The organism is Candidatus Microbacterium colombiense (assembly GCA_029203165.1).
In the GTDB taxonomy this organism is placed as follows: domain Bacteria; phylum Actinomycetota; class Actinomycetes; order Actinomycetales; family Microbacteriaceae; genus Microbacterium; species Microbacterium colombiense.
Genome location: CP119308.1, coordinates 1,966,411 through 1,981,272, shown reverse-complemented (window position 1 = coordinate 1,981,272; position 14,862 = coordinate 1,966,411). Strand labels below are relative to the sequence as shown.

Here is a 14,862-nt window from a genome sequence, read left to right as displayed (position 1 = left end):
CCCCCATCCTCGCATAGACATCCGATGTTTCACCTCGAAAGGCCGCCCATAACGGAGAACGGGCACCCCCGAAGGGATGCCCGTTCCTACGCTGATCGAATCAGCTCACGATGAGACTCAGCGAGCGGCGCTGCCGTCGACGTAGTCCTCGTCCTGCTGCTTCCAGGCGAAGAGCGAACGCAGCTCCTTGCCGGTGACCTCGATCGGGTGCTGCTCGCCCTTGGCGCGCAGCTGCGAGGAACTCGTCGGCGCCGTTGTCCTGGTCGTCGATGAAGCGCTTCGCGAACGCGCCGGACTGGATGTCGGCGAGCACGCCTTCATGTTCTCCTTGACGTCGGGGGTCGACGACGCGCGGGCCGGAGACGTAGTCGCCGTACTCGGCCGTGTCGGAGACCGACCAGCGCTGCTTGGCGATGCCGCCCTCCCACATCAGGTCGACGATGAGCTTCAGCTCGTGCAGCACCTCGAAGTAGGCGATCTGCGGCTGGTAGCCGGCCTCGGTCAGCGTCTCGAAGCCGTCCTGGACGAGGTGGCGACGCCGCCGCAGAGCACGGCCTGCTCGCCGAACAGGTCGGTCTCGGTCTCTTCGGTGAAGGTGGTCTTGATGACGCCGGCGCGGGTGCCGCCGATCGCCTTCGCGTAGCGAGAGCGCGAGTCCCAGGCCTTGCCCGATGCGTCACGCTCGACGGCGATGATGTCGGGGATGCCGCGACCGGCGACGAACTCGCGACGGACGGTGTGACCCGGGCGCCTTCGGGGCGACGAGGATCACGTCGACGCCCTCGGGCGCGTCGATGTAGCCGAAGCGGATGTTGAAGCCGTGCGCGAACGCGAGCGTCTTGCCCTCGGTCGAGGTTCGGTGCGATGGACTCGCTGTAGATCGTGCGCTGGTGCTGGTCCGGCGCGAGGATCATGATGAGGTCGGCCCACTCGGCGGCGTCGGCGACCGTCTTCACGGCGGAAGCCGGCCTCTTCGGCCTTCGGGGCGGACTTCGACCCCTCCTTGAGGGCGATGACGACCTCGACGCCCGAGTCGCGCAGGTTCTGCGCGTGGGCGTGACCCTGCGAGCCGTAGCCGACGATCGCGACCTTCTTGCCCTGGATGAGCGACAGGTCTGCGTCTGTCGTCGTAGAAGATCTCGGGCCACGGGTGTTTCTCCTTGTTCGTGGTTGATGCGGACCGTGCGGCCCTGAGTGTGCTGGAGGGTCAGCCGCGCAGGACGCGCTCGGTGATGCTCTTGACCGCCGCGGCCGATGGCGAGGAGCCCGGACTGGGCGATCTCCTTGATGCCGAAGGGCTCGAGCGCGCGCAGCAGCGCCTCGACCTTGCCCTTGTCGCCGGTGACCTCGATCACGAGCGCGTCCGGCGCGTAGTCGACGACGCGAGGCGCGGAACAGGTTGACGACCTCGAGCACGTGCGAGCGGGTCGCGTTGTCGGCGCGCACCTTGACGAGCATGTGCTCGCGCTGCACCGACGTGCGAAGGTCGAGCTCGACGATCTTGATGACGTTGATCAGCTTGTTGAGCTGCTTGGTGACCTGCTCGAGCGGGAGTCCTCGACGTCGACGACGACCGTGATGCGGGAGAGCCCCGGCACCTCGGTCGACGCCCACGGCGAGCGACTCGATGTTGAAGCCGCGGCGGGCGAACAGCCCGGCGACACGGGTCAGCAGACCGGGCGTGTCCTCCACCAGAAGGCTCAGAACGTGGGTCGACATGTCTCAGTCCTCCTCTCGAACGCGGGGCGTGATCGCGGGCGTACTGGACGTAGCTGTTGCTGACGCCCTGCGGACCATCGGCCAGACCATCGCGTCCGCGCTCACGACGAAGTCGATCACCACGGGGCGGTCGTTCGTCTCGAGCGCGAGCTGGATCGCGGCATCCACCTCCTCCTCCTTCTCGACGCGGATCGCCGAGGCAGCCGTAGGCCTCGGCGAGCTTCACGAAGTCGGGGATGCGCACGGTGCCGTGGCCGGTGTTGAGGTCGGTGTTGGAGTACGGCCGTCGTAGAACAGCGTCTGCCACTGGCGCACCATGCCGAGCGACGAGTTGTTGATGATCGCGACCTTGATCGGGATGTTGTTGATCGCGCAGGTGGCGAGCTCCTGATTGGTCATCTGGAAGCAGCCGTCGCCGTCGATCGCCCAGACGGGCGGTCGGGCTCGGCGACCTTCGCGCCCATCGCGGCCGGCACCGAGTAGCCCATCGTGCCCGCACCGCCGGAGTTGAGCCAGGCGTTCGGACGCTCGTACTTGATGAACTGCGCGGCCCACATCTGGTGCTGCCCGACGCCCGAGGCGTAGATGCCCTCGGGCCCGGTGAGCTCGCCGATGCGCTGGATCACGTACTGCGGGGCGAGCAGCCCGTCGGTGGACGGCGTGTAGCCCGAGCGGGAACTCCGCGCGCAGTCCGTCGAGGTAGGACCACCACTCCTCGGTGTCGGGAGCCGGCGTCGCCGATCGCTCGCGGAAGGCGGCGTCGAGGTCGACGAGCACGTCGCGCACGTCGCCCACGATCGGCACGTCCGCCGTGCGGATCTTCGAGATCTCGGCCGGGTCGATGTCGACGTGCACGACCTTGGCGTTCGGCGCGAACAGCGCCGCCTTGCCGGTGACCCGGTCGTCGAAACGCGCGCCGAGCGAGATCGAGGAGGTCGGCCTCCTGGAGGGCGAGCACGGCCGGAACGGTGCCGTGCATTCCGGGCATGCCGAGGTGCTGCGGGTGCGAGTCGGGGAAGGCTCCCCGTGCCATCAGGGTCGTCACGACGGGCGCGCCGGTGGTCTCGGCGAGTGCGAGGAGCTCCTTCGACGCGCGGCCGCGGATCACGCCGCCGCCCACGTACAGCACAGGCTTCTTGGCGGCCGCGAGTAGCGTTGCGGCAGCCTGGATCTGCTTGCCGTGGGCCTTCGTCACCGGGCGGTACCCGGGCAGATCGACCTTGGGGGGCCAGACGAACGGTGCGCTGTTCTGCTGTGCATCCTTCGTGATGTCGACGAGTACGGGTCCGGGGCGACCGGTGGAGGCGATCTCATACGCCGCGGCGATCGCAGCGGGAACGTCAGCTGCGTCCTTCACGAGGAAGGAGTGCTTCGTGATCGGCATCGTGATGCCGACGATGTCGGCCTCCTGGAACGCATCGGTGCCCATGAGGTTCGAGAAGACCTGACCCGTGATCGCCAGCAGCGGCACGGAGTCCATGTAGGCGTCGGCGATCGCCGTGACGAGGTTCGTGGCGCCCGGGCCCGAGGTCGCGATGGCGACGCCGACCTTGCCCGACGCCGCGGCGTATCCCTCGGCGGCGTGGCCTGCGCCCTGTTCATGGCGGACGAGGATGTGGCGGAGCTGGTTGTCGCCCATCAACGTGTCGTACAGCGGCAGGACGGCACCACCGGGGAGGCCGAAGACATCGGTCACACCGAGGAGCTCGAGCGAGCGGACGACGGCCTCGGCACCCGTGAGATCGGGTGAGGTGGTCTGTCGGGATGGCGGCCGTGGCACGGCCGACGCGGAATCTGCGGTCATGAGTTTCCTTGGATCTGAGGGTGGCGCCGGACGTGAGACGTGCCGACGTGATTCAGCCGGTGGTCGCACCTTCTGCGGCGGACCGCACGAGGCGTGAGTACTTGGCAAGAACGCCACGGGTATAGCGCGGGGGCAGCGGCTCCCAGCCAGAGCGGCGGGAGGCGAGCTCTGCCTCGTCGACGAGTAGGTCGAGAGAGCGAGCTGCGATATCGACCCGTATCAGATCACCATCGCGCACGAAGGCGATAGGACCTGCGTCCACCGCTTCGGGTGCTATGTGGCCGATGCACAGGCCGGTTGTGCCGCCTGAGAATCGTCCGTCCGTCAAGAGTAGTACATCTTTTCCGAGCCCCGCGCCCTTGATGGCCGCGGTGATGGCGAGCATCTCCCGCATGCCGGGTCCACCCTTGGGGCCCTCGTAGCGGATGACGACGACGTCACCGGCCTTGACCTCGCCGGCGGCGAGAGCGTCCATCGCGCCACGTTCACGCTCGAAGACACGCGCCGGACCCTCGAACACGTCGGCATCGAAGCCGGCCGACTTCACCACCGCGCCCTCGGGGGCGAACGAGCCGTGCAGGATCGTGATGCCGCCCGAGGCGTGGATGGGGTTGTCGAACGTGTGGATGACATCGCCGTCGACCGGGTCAGGGTTGAGGTCGCGCAGGTTCTCCGCCACCGTCTTGCCGGTCACGGTCAGCGCGTCGCCGTGGAGCAGACCCTCGTCGAGCATGGCCTTCATGATCACCGGGATGCCGCCGTGGCGGTCCACGTCGTTCATGACGTACTTGCCGAACGGCTTCATGTCGGCGACGTGCGGCGTCTTGCTGCCGATGCGGTTGAAGTCGTGCAGGCTCAGCTCGATCTCGGCCTCGCGGGCGATCGCCAGCAGGTGCAGCACGACGTTGGTCGAACCACCCAGAGCCATCGCGAGCGCGATCGCGTTCTCGAACGACTCCTTCGTCAGGATGTCCTTGGTCGTGATCCCCTGGCGCAGCAGGTTCACGACAGCTTCGCCGGATCGGTGTGCGAAGTAGTCCCGGCGGCGGTCGGCCGAGGGCGGCGCGGCGGAGCCCGGAAGGCTCAGCCCCAGCGCCTCCGCCACCGATGCCATCGTGTTCGCGGTGTACATGCCACCGCACGCGCCTTCTCCCGGAGCGAAGGCGCACTCGATCCGCTTCAGGTCTTCCTCGGTCATGCGCCCGGCACGGCACGCCCCGACGCCCTCGAAGGAGTCGATGATCGTGATCTCCTTCTCGGTGCCGTCCGAGAGCTTCACCCAGCCGGGAGCGATCGAGCCCGCGTAGAGGAACACGCTGGAGAGCCCGAGCCGCGCGCTGGCCATCAGCATGCCGGGGATCGACTTGTCACAGCCGGCGAGGAGCACCGAGCCGTCGAGCCGTTCCGCCATCATCACGGTCTCGACCGAGTCGGCGATGACCTCTCGCGAGACGAGGGAGAAGTGCATCCCCTCGTGGCCCATCGAGATGCCGTCCGACACCGAGATCGTGCCGAACTGCAGCGGGTATCCCCCTCCGGAGTGCACGCCCTCCTTCGCACCCTGCGCGAGGCGGTCGAGGCTCAGGTTGCAGGGCGTGATCTCGTTCCAGCTCGACGCGATGCCGATCTGGGGCTTCTCCCAATCCGCGTCGCCCATGCCGACGGCGCGGAGCATTCCGCGTGACGTCGTGGCTTCGATGCCGTCGGTGACGACACGGCTGCGGGGTTTGATGTCGATAGGCGCGCTCGGGGCGGACTCGTTCGAGGACATGCAGGAAGTCTATTCCCGCAGCGCGTCTCGCTCGTCCGCGAGGGCCTCCAGAAGGCGCGCCATCTCTTGTGGATTGTCCACACGGATCGCAGCGACGCTCTCCCCCGGGCCGACGCGCACGCCGAGATCGCCGTCGCCCAGCACGCGCATGGCGTCCTCATCCGTGACGTCGTCCCCTGCGAACACGATGCCTGTCGCGCCGAATCGGTCGCGCAGCACGGCCATCGCCGCATCCTTGCCCTCGGTACGCGAGGAGAATTCCAACACGCGGTGCCCGGCCCGCCGGCGCCAATGCGGGAATCGCTCGGCGACGAGGGCGTCGATCTCGGCGAAGACCGCCTTCTCGACGGCTGCGTCGGCGCGTCGGGTGTGCACACCCATGCCGAACGTCTTCGGCTCGAACTCCGCGCCCTCGTGGCGCTCGATGATCGGTCGTGCAGCGTCCCAGAGCGCTTCGCGCGCGCCGTCCTCGGTCGCCTCCCCGGTCGCGTCGGCCTCACCCTCGCCGGGGAACCAGTACTGCGCACCGTGCGAGCCGGCCAGCACGATCGGCGAGTCGTCCGTGTGCTCGGTGATCTCCCGCAGATCGTGCAGGCTGCGCCCCGACACATAGGCGACCACCGTGTTCGGCATCGCGGAGAGTCGGGCGACCTGCGCCGCGACCTCGGGCAGGGCACGCGCCGCCATCGGATCGGGTACCAGCGGCGATGCCGTGCCGTCGAAGTCGAGGGCGACGACGAGTCGTTCCGTCGCGGCCACCGCGCTCAGGTCGGCATCGGGCTGTCCGGGGGTCCACGCGCGCGTCACAGGTTCTCCATTCACCACAGGGTCATCTCAAGAGGGGGTGTTCTCAGTATGGCCGCCAGGCCGTGGGTCGCTCAGCGCGGATGCACCTCGGCGAGAGCGCGCAGGAACGACGACGACCAGGCGTTCACGTCGTTGTCGAGCACACGCCGCCGCAACGACCTCATGCGCCGCGACTGCTCGGCGGGCGACATCTCCACCGCTGTCATGATCGCGTCCTTGACGCCCTCGATGTCGTGCGGGTTCACGCGAACGGCTTGGCGGAGCTCATCAGCCGCTCCGGTGAATTCGCTCAGCACGAGCACACCCCGGTTGTCGGCCCGCGTGGCGACGTACTCCTTGGCCACGAGGTTCATCCCGTCGCGCAGGGCCGTGACCAGCATCACGTCGGCGGCCAGATAGAGCGCGACCATCTCTTCCCGGGGATAGCCCTGGTGCAGGTACCGGATCGCCGTGTGGCCCATCGTGTCGGTGTCGCCGTTGATCCGGCCGACCGCCAGCTCGATCTCGTCACGCAGGTGCACGTAGGCGTCCACGCGCTCGCGGCTCGGGCTCGCGACCTGCACCAGCGTCACCTCCTCGACCTTGAGGCGACCCTCGGCGAGCAGCTCGCCGTAGGCCTTGATGCGGTGGCGGATGCCCTTGGTGTAGTCGAGACGGTCCACTCCGAGCAGGATGCGGTCCGGATTGCCGAGACTCTCGCGGATCTCCGCGGCGCGTGCCTTGACGTCGTCCCGCGCCGCGAGTTCGAGATACGGGGTCGTGTCGATCGAGATGGGGAACGCCCGGGCGATGGCCGTGCGAGTGCGACCCTCGGCGTCAGGAACGGCGACGTGCGACCCCTTCACGTCGTAACGCAGGCGCCGACGCACGGCCGTGAGGAAGTATGTGGCATCCTGCGCGCGCTGGAAGCCGATCACGTCGGCGCCGAGCAGCCCGCGCAGCACCTGGTCACGCCACGGGAGCTGCGCGTAGAGGCCGTGCGCGGGGAACGGGATGTGGTGGAAGTACCCGATCGTGACGTCGGGGCGCAGCTCGCGCACCATCTGCGGCACCAGCTGCAGTTGGTAGTCGTGCACCCAGACCGTGCCGTTGTGGGCCACGGCCGCCACGGCTGCTTCGGCGAAGCGGCGGTTGACGGTCTCGTACGCGTCCCACCACTCGCGGTGATACTGCGGCGGCGCGATCACGTCGTGATACAGCGGCCAGATCGTGTCGTTCGCGAAGCCCTCGTAATACTCCTCGACCTCCTGTGCGCTCAGTGCGACAGGGATCAGATGGATGCCGCCGTTGTCGAAGGGCGCGAGCTCCTCACCGGGCTGACCGGGCCAGCCGACCCAGGCGCCGTTCACCGAGCGCATCATGGGTTCGAGTGCGGCGACCAGGCCGCCGGGCGATGTGCGCCAGGTCACCTCGCCGTCAGGACCGTCCACCCTGTCGACCGGAAGCCGATTGGCGACGACCACGAAATCTGCAGCGACCAAGATGACTCCTCACGCCAGCGGTAGCTCCCAGGCTATCGAGGAAGTCGGCGACGCGGCGCCCGCTCAGGCGGCGACGACGCGGCGCCGGCGGCGGGGGCTGCTCAGAACCCAGTTCACGACGCCCGCGCCGAACGCGACAGCGGCCGCGAACATCGGGAGGATCAGAGCCGCGGAGGTTCCGATGCTCTCGGCGATCTCACCCGTCACCGCGGCGCCGATCGACTGCCCGACCACGATGCCGGAGCCGAGCATGGTCATCACCGTCGCAGAGCGTCCGAGTGGGCTGAGCGCTGCCCCGAAGCTGTATTGGGTGACCAGCGTCGGTCCGATACCGATGCCCATGATCGCGAGAGCGAGCATCATCATTCCCGGCGAGTCGACCAACCCGAGCAGCAGCGTTCCTCCCAGAAGGATCCCGGAGAAGACCAACCAGCGCGCGCGCATCGAGAACGCCGGCGGAAGCCAGGCAACGCCGAGCGCGAGGGCGGCCGAACCGACTCCCATGACCCCGTAGAGGAGCCCGGCCTGCTCGGCCGCGTCGCGGTCGGCCATGAACGAGGTCAGAGAGGTCAGCATCGTGCCGAAGAACATGCCGACGCCGAGGATGCCGAGGATCACGACCAGCAGCTGCGGACGGAACAGCTCCGAGACCGCCGACGGTGCCTTGCCGTCCGCTCCGCGTTCGTGCGAGACATCACGAGCGCTCGGATGCAGGGCGAAGGCGCCCACGAACACGACCGTCAAGATGGCGGCTCCGACCAGCGGGGCCCACGGCGCGATGGCCGAGGCCAGGATTCCGACGATGAACGGTCCGAAGACGAAGACCGTCTCGTCAGCCGCCGACTCGTATGCCATCGTGCCGGAGATCGTGCGCGGTTGACGGCCGTCGCTCACACGGGCGCGGATCATCGTCACCAGGCGCGAGCGCGATAACGGTGAGACCTGGGGTGCCGTGGCGCCGATGCCGATCGCTGCGAGCAGGACGAAGGCATCCGGCGCCGCGCCGTAGACCACCGACGTGAACAGCAGCAGCATCGCGCCGTTCGCGAGAGCGAGGATCGACAGCACGATGCGCTGACCGAACCTGTCGGCGGCTGCTCCCAGCAGTGGTCCGAAGCACGCGGTGCCGAGGCCGACGGCCGCGGAGGTCAGCCCGCCGAGCGAGAGCGAGCCGCGGGCGGAGACGACGACCGTGAGGACACCGACGACCATCATCGCGAACGGCAATCGCGCGATGAACGCGATCAGGAAGTAGGGGAAGCCGGCGAGCCGGAGGAGGGTGGGCTCGGAGGAAGGGTGCGTCTGTGTCATGGCTCTCGCGCGTCCGAAGACGTGTGTCGGGTGCCGCCGCTGTCCGTCGGAATGCCGAGGGCCGGTAGATACACGGTGTGCGGCCGCGGACCTGCCGCGACTCCCCCATGGTAGCGGCTCCACGGCGCGCGCGGCTGGGAGAGTCGCATCTGTCAGGCGCACGTCCGCTTGTCAAGGCTCAGGACGGATGCCGCGTGGGCCGAGTAGCGTAGGGGCATGCGCTACCTCTTCAGCACCGGACTCATCGCAGCGATCTCGGCCGGAGTATCGCTGTTGCGCGGCACGCGATCGGAGCCCATCACGTGGCGCGCGGCTCTCTCCTGGCTGAGCTGGGGCATCACGATGGCCCTGGCGGTCGGCGCGGTCGTCGACATGAGCCGCGAGCGACGCGGCGTGCTCGTCGACGCGGACTCTCCGCAGTCGGTCAAGAAGGCGAAGAAGGCACAGCGCCTGCAGTTCCGTTCGCAGAAGGCCCTCGCCGACGCCCAGGGCCACGCCAAGGACAAGCGGTCCTGACCCGCTCCGCCGCCGCGAGAAACCACCTCCGCCACGAGACACCACGCTCGGCGTGATGTCTGGCGGTGGAAGTGGTTTCTCGCGCGGGCGACGCTGGAACCGCCGCTCCGGGAACCTCAGCGCGTGAGGATCAGCGCCTCACCCTGACCTCCGCCACCACACAGGCCGACTGCGGCGGTCCCGCTTCCCCGCCGTGCGAGCTCGTGTGCGAGATGGACGACGAGTCGATTGCCGGATGCGCCGATCGGATGCCCGATCGCGATTCCGCCACCGTGGATGTTGACGATTTCCGAATCGAGACCGAGCTCGGTCTGAGAGCGCGCGACCACGGCGCCGAAAGCCTCGTTGATCTCGACCAGATCGAGGTCTGCCGGACGGATCCCCTGCTTCTCGCACGCCCGCTCGATCGCCCGCGCGGGCTGCGCCTGCAAGGAGTTGTCGGGGCCCGCCGTCTGCCCGCTGGCGCCGACCGTCACCAGCACGGTCCACCCCCGAGCTGCCGCGTGCGCCCGCGTCGTCACCACGACGGCGGATGCTCCGTCGGAGATCTGCGAGGAGTTGCCGGCCGTGATCGAGCCGCCCTCGGCGAATGCTGCCCGCAGGCCTGCCAGCGTCTCGACCGTGGTGTCCGGACGCACTCCTTCGTCCTCGGTGACGCGCACAGGCTCGCCGCGGCGCTGGGGTACCTCCACCGTGACGATCTCGGCATCGAACACGCCCGCCTTCTGGGCGGCAGCCGCGCGCTGGTGCGAGAGCGCGGCCACCGCGTCCTGCGCCTCGCGCGTCAACTCATACCGTGCGTTGTGACGCTCTGTCGATGCGCCCATGCTGTCGCGGTCGTACGCGTCGGTCAGGCCGTCGTGGGCCATGTGGTCGAGCACCTCCACGCTCCCGTAGGTCCATCCGTCGCGGGATCCCATGAGCAGGTGCGGCGCGCGGGTCATCGACTCCATGCCCGCGGCGACGACCACCTGAGCGTCACCGGTGCGGATCATGCGCGAAGCGTCGATGATCGCCGTGAGCCCGGAGAGACACACCTTGTTGACCGAGTGGGCCGGCACATCCCACCCGATGCCCGCGCCGATCGCCGCCTGGCGCGCGGCGTTCTGACCCGAGCCCGCCGCGAGCACCTGACCGACGACCACCGCGTCGACATCGGACGCGTCGACGCCGCCCTGTTCCAGCGCGCCGCGGATCGCGAACGAACCGAGCTGCGGGGCTGTGAACGCGGCCAGCCGACCCTTGAGTCGACCCTGCGGTGTGCGAGCCGCGGCGACGATGACGATGTCCTCGTCGCCGGTGGGCAGAGCTTCAGTCATGGTCGACTCCTGCGTTCGTGTTCCGGACGTGGTCCGGGATGATCAGTGGCGGCTGGGTGGCGGCGACCACCTCGTCGATGGTGACGCCCGGCGCCGTCTCGACGAGCACGAGACCGGACTCGGTGATGTCGATCACGGCCAGATCGGTGATGATGCGGTCGACCACCCCGCGTCCGGTGAGTGGGAGGGAGCAGTCGTCGACGATCTTCGCCGAGCCGTCCTTCGCCAGGTGCTCCATGAGCACGATCACGGTTCCGGCACCGTGCACCAGGTCCATCGCACCGCCCGGTCCCTTCACCATCTTGCCGGGGATCATCCAGTTGGCGAGGTCTCCTGTGGCCGACACCTGCATCGCCCCGAGGATCGCGGCATCGATCTTCCCGCCGCGGATCATTCCGAAGCTCGTCGCCGAATCGAAGTAGGCGGCGCCCGGAAGCACGGTGACCGTCTCCTTCCCGGCGTTGATGAGGTCGGGATCGACGGCATCCTCCCGCGGGTACGGTCCGACCCCGAGGATGCCGTTCTCTGATTGCAGAACGACCGTCACGTCGGCGCGCACGAAATTGGGAACGAGCGTCGGCAGGCCGATACCGAGGTTCACGTACGACCCGTCGCGCAGTTCTGCGGCCGCACGAGCCGCCATCTCATCGCGTGTGAGTGCCATCTCAGACTCCTTCTGCGGCCACGGTGCGCCGCTCGATGCGCTTGGGGATGTCGGTGCCGACCTCGATGATCCTGTGCACGAACACCCCGGGGAGGTGGACACGGTCGGGGTCGAGTTCGCCCGGCTCCACGAGTGTCTCGACCTGGGCGATACACACGCGACCGGCCATGGCGGCGAGTGGATTGAAGTTGCGGGCGGCCTTGTTGAAGATCAGGTTGCCGTGGCGGTCGCCGGCCGCAGCGTGCACGAGCGCGAAGTCGGTGGTGATGGCCTCCTCCTGCACGAAATCACGCGCGACTCCGTCGACGTCGAAGGAGCGGACGTCCTTGGCCGACGAACCGACCGCGACCGTGCCGTCCGCGTTGTAGCGGCGCGGCAGACCACCTTCCGCGACCTGCGTGCCCACACCCGTCTGCGTGAAGAAGGCGGCGATCCCCGCCCCGCCGGCTCGCAACTTCTCGGCGAGGGTGCCCTGCGGGGTGAGTTCGAGCTCGAGCTCTCCCGTGAGGAACTGCCGCTCGAACTCCTTGTTCTCACCGACGTACGACGAGGTCATCTTGCGGATCCGCCGGGCTGCCAGCAGGACGCCCAAGCCCCAGTCGTCGACGCCGCAGTTGTTGCTGACGACGCTCAGCTCTGACGTGCCCTGCGCGAGCAGCGCCTCGATCAGGGCGATCGGATTCCCCGAGAGGCCGAATCCGCCGACGGCCAACGAGGCTCCGTCGGGAATGTCGGCGACTGCCTCAGCGGCCGTTGACCATTGCTTGTCGATCACGCGCACTCCTTTGAAACGTGTCCTGGGCCCAGCCTCTCTCCCCCATGACGAACAGGGGAAGAGAGTTCTTGCGATGTGGACGAATCACGCGGTACCGTCCACATTATGGAATCGGCATACCGCGGCGTCCCTGGCGCGCAGGCCATCGCGCGCGCGTCCCACCTGCTCCGGCTGGTGACGGCCAGCGGCGTGGAGGGCGCCGCCCTCCACGACCTCGCTCGCGATGCCGACCTCTCCCGTTCGACCGCGCATCGCCTGCTGACCGCGCTCAAGGCCGAGGGCCTCGTCGACCGGGATGCCGACAGCACGCGTTGGCTCCCCGGCCCTGAGCTGTTCCTGATGGGGTCAGTCGCCGCCGCGCGATACGACGTGACCGGACTCGCGCGCGACATCGTCCGCTCACTGGCCGTCAAGACCGAGGAGAGCGCGTTCTTCTCGGTGCGCCGGGCCGACGAGACCGTATGCCTGCTCCGCGAGGAGGGAGCGTTCCCGATCCGGTCCTTCGTGCTCAGCGAAGGCGTGCGCTTCCCCCTCGGCGTGGCGAGCGCGGGTCTCGCGATCCTCGCCTTCCTCCCTGCCCACGATGTGGATGCCTATCTCGAGCGTCATCCGGAACTCGCGGCGTCCTGGGGCGGACCGCATGGCGAGGGCCCTCTGCGCGCACGGTTGCTGGAGACGAAGGAACGCGGTTTCTCCGTCAATCCGGGTCTGATCGTCGAGGGCAGCTGGGGAATCGGCGCAGCGGTGTTCGATCGGGCAGGCAGACCCGAATGGGCCCTGAGCCTCACCGGGGTCGAGTTCCGCTTCGGCGCGGACCGCATGGCCTCGCTCGGTCGGATCCTGCTCGCACACGCCCACGAACTCTCCGCCCGCATCAACAACGCCCGCCACTGACGTCTTTCCATACCAACTGGTATATACTTTTTGGTATGGAACGTATCGACGTCATCCCCTCGATCGTGCTCTCGGCGCACGCGCTGGCACGCATCGCCGCCCAGGATGCCGGGAATGAAGCACCGGCCGCGCAGTGGCGGATACTGAGCCTGCTCGATCAGCAGGGCGGCAGACGTATCGGAGAACTCGCGAGCGCTGCGCGCACCACTCAACCGGGCATGACCCGCCTGATCGGCGCTCTCGAACGCGACGGCCTGGTCACGCGCTCCCCCGATGCCGACGACTCGCGGGCGATCGCGGTCGACATCACATCGACCGGCCGAACCGTGCTCCGCGAGTGGCGTGCCGAATTCCGCGACACCCTCGCGCCCCGATTCGCCGCCTTGAGCACCGAGGACTGGGACACGCTGACCCGCGCTGCCGAGATCCTCGCCATCCACACCGACCCCACCTCACAGACAGGAGCAGAACGGTGAACACCTCCGCCACCGCATCCCCGTGGAAGCAACCCGCACAGGTCTGGGCGGTCGCCTTCGCCTGCGTCGTGGCGTTCATGGGCATCGGACTGGTCGACCCGATCCTTCCCGCGATCGCCGATTCACTCCAGGCCTCACCGGTCGAGACCGAACTGCTCTTCACCAGCTATCTGCTCGTCACCGGGCTCGCGATGCTGGTGACGAGCTGGATCTCGAGTCGTATCGGCGCGAAGGCGACCCTGCTCATCGGGCTCGCGCTCATCGTCGTCTTCGCACTGCTCTGCGCGTTGAGCGGCAGCGTGGACGCCGTCATCGGCTTCCGCGCGGGCTGGGGTCTGGGCAATGCCCTGTTCATCTCCACGGCCCTCGCCACCATCGTCGGCGCAGCCTCCGGAGGGAGCAGCGCCGCGATCATCCTGTACGAGGCCGCACTGGGGCTCGGGATCGCGATCGGCCCCCTCCTGGGTGGCATCCTCGGCGAGCAGAGCTGGCGTGGTCCGTTCTTCGGTGTCGTCGCCCTGATGGCGATCGCGTTCGTCGCCGTGCTCGTCCTCCTGCGCGGACCGAGCGAGAAGCGTGTGCCCATTGCGTTCTCCGCACCGTTCACCGCGCTGCGTCGCCCGGCTCTGGCCGTGCTGGCCATCGCCGCGCTGTTCTACAACATCGGGTTCTTCGTGCTCCTGGCCTTCTCGCCGTTCCCGCTGGGCTTCGGCGCTCTCGGCATCGGCTTCACGTTCTTCGGGTGGGGTGTCGCCCTCGCGGTCACGAGCGTGTGGGTCGCACCTGTCCTGATGCGCCGGGTCCCGCGTACGCGCATCATCCTGACGGTCCTCCCCCTGCTCGCACTCGATCTGATCGTCGCCGGCCTCGTGGTCGGAAGTGCTGCCGCACTCGTCACGTGCATCGTTGTCGGCGGCCTGCTGCTCGGCATCATGAACACCGTGCTGACCGAAGCCGTGATGGAGGCGACCGACCTGCCGCGCTCGGTGGCCTCGTCGTCGTACTCGGCCGTGCGATTCCTCGGAGGTGCGATGGCTCCGCCGATCGCCGCGCTGCTCTGGCACGCGTTCAACGCGACGGTCCCGTACCTGTTCGCCGCAGCGGCCGTGCTCATCGCCGCTCTGACGGTGTTCCTCGGTCGCCACATCCTGGCGCACATCGACGACGAGCCGGTCGACGCGCTCGAGGAAGACGCCGCCGCCATCCTGGTCGGCGACGCCGCGTAGACCCCGCACCGCGGATGCCACTCACGTCGCCGGCATGAGCAACCCGCGCCAACTCCTGCACGCGAGGAAAGCCTCGCCCGAGGCGTCGATCTCACGACC

At 68.4% G+C, this 14,862-nt stretch carries 11 protein-coding genes and 4 pseudogenes; 4 read left to right on the top strand and 11 right to left on the bottom strand.

Annotation, left to right across the window (positions count from 1 at the left end; all coding sequences use genetic code 11):
* Window positions 1-117 precede the first annotated feature (117 nt).
* The 8 genes and pseudogenes from ilvC to P0Y60_09490 all read right to left on the bottom strand — a co-directional run bounded on the left by ilvC (window position 118) and on the right by P0Y60_09490 (window position 8,893).
* Window positions 118-1,138, bottom strand: a pseudogene (ilvC, locus tag P0Y60_09525) (ketol-acid reductoisomerase).
* Window positions 1,139-1,304: 166 nt separating this feature from the next.
* Window positions 1,305-1,355, bottom strand: a pseudogene (locus P0Y60_09520) (hypothetical protein).
* 91 nt (window positions 1,356-1,446) lie between these two features.
* Window positions 1,447-1,719, bottom strand: a pseudogene (gene ilvN, locus P0Y60_09515) (acetolactate synthase small subunit).
* 22 nt (window positions 1,720-1,741) lie between these two features.
* Window positions 1,742-3,523, bottom strand: a pseudogene (locus tag P0Y60_09510) (acetolactate synthase large subunit).
* A 52-nt stretch (window positions 3,524-3,575) separates the two neighbouring features.
* The gene (gene ilvD / locus P0Y60_09505; protein ID WEK59621.1) at window positions 3,576-5,294 is read right to left on the bottom strand and encodes a dihydroxy-acid dehydratase; all 1,719 of its coding nucleotides are present in this window, start codon (window positions 5,292-5,294) and stop codon (window positions 3,576-3,578) included.
* 9 nt (window positions 5,295-5,303) lie between these two features.
* Window positions 5,304-6,101, bottom strand: coding sequence for a trehalose-phosphatase (otsB, locus tag P0Y60_09500; GenBank protein WEK59620.1), 798 nt, complete (start codon window positions 6,099-6,101; stop codon window positions 5,304-5,306).
* 71 nt (window positions 6,102-6,172) lie between these two features.
* On the bottom strand, window positions 6,173-7,582 hold the full coding sequence (locus P0Y60_09495) for a trehalose-6-phosphate synthase (GenBank protein WEK59619.1): 1,410 nt from the start codon (window positions 7,580-7,582) through the stop codon (window positions 6,173-6,175).
* Between the two features lie 63 nt (window positions 7,583-7,645).
* The gene (locus P0Y60_09490; GenBank protein WEK59618.1) at window positions 7,646-8,893 is read right to left on the bottom strand and encodes an MFS transporter; all 1,248 of its coding nucleotides are present in this window, start codon (window positions 8,891-8,893) and stop codon (window positions 7,646-7,648) included.
* A gap of 216 nt (window positions 8,894-9,109) precedes the next feature.
* Between P0Y60_09490 and P0Y60_09485 the strand changes: the two genes are divergently transcribed.
* Window positions 9,110-9,409, top strand: a complete 300-nt coding sequence (locus tag P0Y60_09485) for a hypothetical protein (protein WEK59617.1) — start codon at window positions 9,110-9,112, stop codon at window positions 9,407-9,409.
* Window positions 9,410-9,525: 116 nt separating this feature from the next.
* On the opposite strand, the gene P0Y60_09480 is transcribed toward P0Y60_09485, so the two are convergent.
* From P0Y60_09480 to P0Y60_09470, 3 genes are read right to left on the bottom strand one after another with little or no spacing between them, the layout of a single operon-like run.
* Window positions 9,526-10,728: an acetyl-CoA C-acetyltransferase gene (locus P0Y60_09480; protein ID WEK59616.1), complete on the bottom strand. Its 1,203-nt coding sequence runs from the start codon at window positions 10,726-10,728 to the stop codon at window positions 9,526-9,528.
* Window positions 10,721-11,392 (bottom strand): 3-oxoacid CoA-transferase subunit B, encoded by a 672-nt coding sequence (locus tag P0Y60_09475; protein WEK59615.1) that lies wholly within the window; start codon window positions 11,390-11,392, stop codon window positions 10,721-10,723. The genes P0Y60_09480 and P0Y60_09475 overlap by 8 nt, the downstream gene beginning before the upstream one ends.
* Before the next feature lies 1 nt (window position 11,393).
* Complete coding sequence (locus tag P0Y60_09470) at window positions 11,394-12,167, bottom strand: CoA transferase subunit A (GenBank protein WEK59614.1); 774 nt, start codon at window positions 12,165-12,167, stop codon at window positions 11,394-11,396.
* Window positions 12,168-12,272: 105 nt separating this feature from the next.
* Between P0Y60_09470 and P0Y60_09465 the strand changes: the two genes are divergently transcribed.
* The 3 genes from P0Y60_09465 to P0Y60_09455 are packed head-to-tail and all read left to right on the top strand — an operon-like array spanning window position 12,273 to window position 14,763.
* Window positions 12,273-13,061 (top strand): IclR family transcriptional regulator, encoded by a 789-nt coding sequence (locus P0Y60_09465; GenBank protein ID WEK59613.1) that lies wholly within the window; start codon window positions 12,273-12,275, stop codon window positions 13,059-13,061.
* Between the two features lie 35 nt (window positions 13,062-13,096).
* Window positions 13,097-13,537 (top strand): MarR family transcriptional regulator, encoded by a 441-nt coding sequence (locus P0Y60_09460; protein ID WEK59612.1) that lies wholly within the window; start codon window positions 13,097-13,099, stop codon window positions 13,535-13,537.
* Window positions 13,534-14,763, top strand: coding sequence for an MFS transporter (locus P0Y60_09455; protein ID WEK59611.1), 1,230 nt, complete (start codon window positions 13,534-13,536; stop codon window positions 14,761-14,763). Before P0Y60_09460 ends, P0Y60_09455 begins: the two co-directional genes overlap by 4 nt.
* The last annotated feature ends 99 nt before the right edge of the window (window positions 14,764-14,862 follow it).

Coding starts and splice junctions, on each gene's coding strand:
- ilvD (WEK59621.1), bottom strand. CDS start 5,294: ATGTCCTCGAACGAGTCCGCCCCGAGCGCGCCTATCGACATCAAACCC.
- P0Y60_09485 (WEK59617.1), top strand. CDS start 9,110: ATGCGCTACCTCTTCAGCACCGGACTCATCGCAGCGATCTCGGCCGGA.
- P0Y60_09460 (WEK59612.1), top strand. CDS start 13,097: ATGGAACGTATCGACGTCATCCCCTCGATCGTGCTCTCGGCGCACGCG.
- P0Y60_09475 (WEK59615.1), bottom strand. CDS start 11,392: ATGGCACTCACACGCGATGAGATGGCGGCTCGTGCGGCCGCAGAACTG.
- P0Y60_09490 (WEK59618.1), bottom strand. CDS start 8,893: ATGACACAGACGCACCCTTCCTCCGAGCCCACCCTCCTCCGGCTCGCC.
- P0Y60_09465 (WEK59613.1), top strand. CDS start 12,273: ATGGAATCGGCATACCGCGGCGTCCCTGGCGCGCAGGCCATCGCGCGC.
- P0Y60_09480 (WEK59616.1), bottom strand. CDS start 10,728: ATGACTGAAGCTCTGCCCACCGGCGACGAGGACATCGTCATCGTCGCC.